We start from the raw sequence: 2,959 nt of genomic DNA on the forward strand, positions 1-2,959 counted from the left end.
CTTCGGCGTTGTAAGGTTAAGCCTCACGGTTCATTAGTATCGGTTAGCTCAATGTATCGCTACACTTACACACCCGACCTATCAACGTCATCGTCTTTAACGTTCCTTCAGGAGACTTATAGTCTCAGGGAGAACTCATCTCGGGGCAAGTTTCGTGCTTAGATGCTTTCAGCACTTATCTCTTCCGCATTTAGCTACCGGGCAATGCCATTGGCATGACAACCCGAACACCAGTGATGCGTCCACTCCGGTCCTCTCGTACTAGGAGCAGCCCCCCTCAATTCTCCAGCGCCCACGGCAGATAGGGACCGAACTGTCTCACGACGTTCTAAACCCAGCTCGCGTACCACTTTAAATGGCGAACAGCCATACCCTTGGGACCTACTTCAGCCCCAGGATGTGATGAGCCGACATCGAGGTGCCAAACACCGCCGTCGATATGAACTCTTGGGCGGTATCAGCCTGTTATCCCCGGAGTACCTTTTATCCGTTGAGCGATGGCCCTTCCATTCAGAACCACCGGATCACTAAGACCTGCTTTCGCACCTGCTCGAGCCGTCACTCTCGCAGTCAAGCTAGCTTATGCCTTTGCACTAACCTCCTGATGTCCGACCAGGATTAGCTAACCTTCGTGCTCCTCCGTTACTCTTTAGGAGGAGACCGCCCCAGTCAAACTACCCACCAGACACTGTCCGCAACCCGGATTACGGGTCCACGTTAGAACACCAGCCATTAAAGGGTGGTATTTCAAGGTTGGCTCCATGCAGACTGGCGTCCACACTTCAAAGCCTCCCACCTATCCTACACATCAAGGACCAGTGTTCAGTGTCAAGCTATAGTAAAGGTTCACGGGGTCTTTCCGTCTTGCCGCGGGTACACTGCATCTTCACAGCGAGTTCAATTTCACTGAGTCTCGGGTGGAGACAGCCTGGCCATCATTACGCCATTCGTGCAGGTCGGAACTTACCCGACAAGGAATTTCGCTACCTTAGGACCGTTATAGTTACGGCCGCCGTTTACCGGGGCTTCGATCAAGAGCTTCTCCTTACGGATAACCCCATCAATTAACCTTCCGGCACCGGGCAGGCGTCACACCGTATACGTCCACTTTCGTGTTTGCACAGTGCTGTGTTTTTAATAAACAGTTGCAGCCAGCTGGTATCTTCGACTGATTTCAGCTCCATGAGTAAATCACTTCACCTACATATCAGCGTGCCTTCTCCCGAAGTTACGGCACCATTTTGCCTAGTTCCTTCACCCGAGTTCTCTCAAGCGCCTTGGTATTCTCTACCTGACCACCTGTGTCGGTTTGGGGTACGATTTCGTGTTACCTGATGCTTAGAGGCTTTTCCTGGAAGCAGGGCATTTGTTACTTCAGCACCGTAGTGCCTCGTCATCACACCTCAGCGTTAAAAAGGTACCGGATTTACCTGGAACCTCCGCCTACATGCTTAAACCGGGACAACCGTCGCCCGGCTAACATAGCCTTCTCCGTCCCCCCTTCGCAGTAACACCAAGTACAGGAATATTAACCTGTTTCCCATCGACTACGCCTTTCGGCCTCGCCTTAGGGGTCGACTCACCCTGCCCCGATTAACGTTGGACAGGAACCCTTGGTCTTCCGGCGTGCGGGTTTTTCACCCGCATTATCGTTACTTATGTCAGCATTCGCACTTCTGATACCTCCAGCATGCCTCACGACACACCTTCAACGGCTTACAGAACGCTCCCCTACCCAACAACACATAGTGTCGCTGCCGCAGCTTCGGTGCACAGTTTAGCCCCGTTACATCTTCCGCGCAGGCCGACTCGACCAGTGAGCTATTACGCTTTCTTTAAATGATGGCTGCTTCTAAGCCAACATCCTGGCTGTCTGTGCCTTCCCACATCGTTTCCCACTTAACTGTGACTTTGGGACCTTAGCTGGCGGTCTGGGTTGTTTCCCTCTTCACGACGGACGTTAGCACCCGCCGTGTGTCTCCCGTGATAACATTCTTCGGTATTCGCAGTTTGCATCGGGTTGGTAAGTCGGGATGACCCCCTAGCCGAAACAGTGCTCTACCCCCGAAGATGAGTTCACGAGGCGCTACCTAAATAGCTTTCGGGGAGAACCAGCTATCTCCCGGTTTGATTGGCCTTTCACCCCCAGCCACAAGTCATCCGCTAATTTTTCAACATTAGTCGGTTCGGTCCTCCAGTTAGTGTTACCCAACCTTCAACCTGCCCATGGCTAGATCACCGGGTTTCGGGTCTATACCCTGCAACTTAACGCCCAGTTAAGACTCGGTTTCCCTTCGGCTCCCCTATACGGTTAACCTTGCTACAGAATATAAGTCGCTGACCCATTATACAAAAGGTACGCAGTCACCTGACGAATCAGGCTCCCACTGCTTGTACGTACACGGTTTCAGGTTCTTTTTCACTCCCCTCGCCGGGGTTCTTTTCGCCTTTCCCTCACGGTACTGGTTCACTATCGGTCAGTCAGGAGTATTTAGCCTTGGAGGATGGTCCCCCCATATTCAGACAGGATACCACGTGTCCCGCCCTACTCTTCGAGTTCACAACCTGTGCATTTTGGTGTACGGGACTATCACCCTGTACCGTCGGACTTTCCAGACCGTTCCACTAACACACAAGCTGATTCAGACTCTGGGCTGCTCCCCGTTCGCTCGCCGCTACTGGGGGAATCTCGGTTGATTTCTTTTCCTCGGGGTACTTAGATGTTTCAGTTCCCCCGGTTCGCTTCATTACGCTATGTATTCACGTAATGATAGTGTGTCGAAACACACTGGGTTTCCCCATTCGGAAATCGCCGGTTATAACGGTTCATATCACCTTACCGACGCTTATCGCAGATTAGCACGTCCTTCATCGCCTCTGACTGCCAGGGCATCCACCGTGTACGCTTAGTCGCTTAACCTCACAACCCGAAGATGTTTCGTAAAACACCACCGTGTTG

1 rRNA gene is annotated in these 2,959 nt (G+C 52.2%); it reads right to left on the reverse strand.

The features are described 5' to 3' along the window. Window positions 1–12: 12 nt before the first annotated feature. Window positions 13–2,920, reverse strand: a 23S ribosomal RNA gene (locus tag OGY19_RS02360). Window positions 2,921–2,959 lie beyond the last annotated feature (39 nt).

The organism is Citrobacter sp. Cy070, from assembly GCF_030332245.1.
GTDB classification, from domain to species: Bacteria; Pseudomonadota; Gammaproteobacteria; order Enterobacterales; family Enterobacteriaceae; genus Citrobacter; species Citrobacter youngae.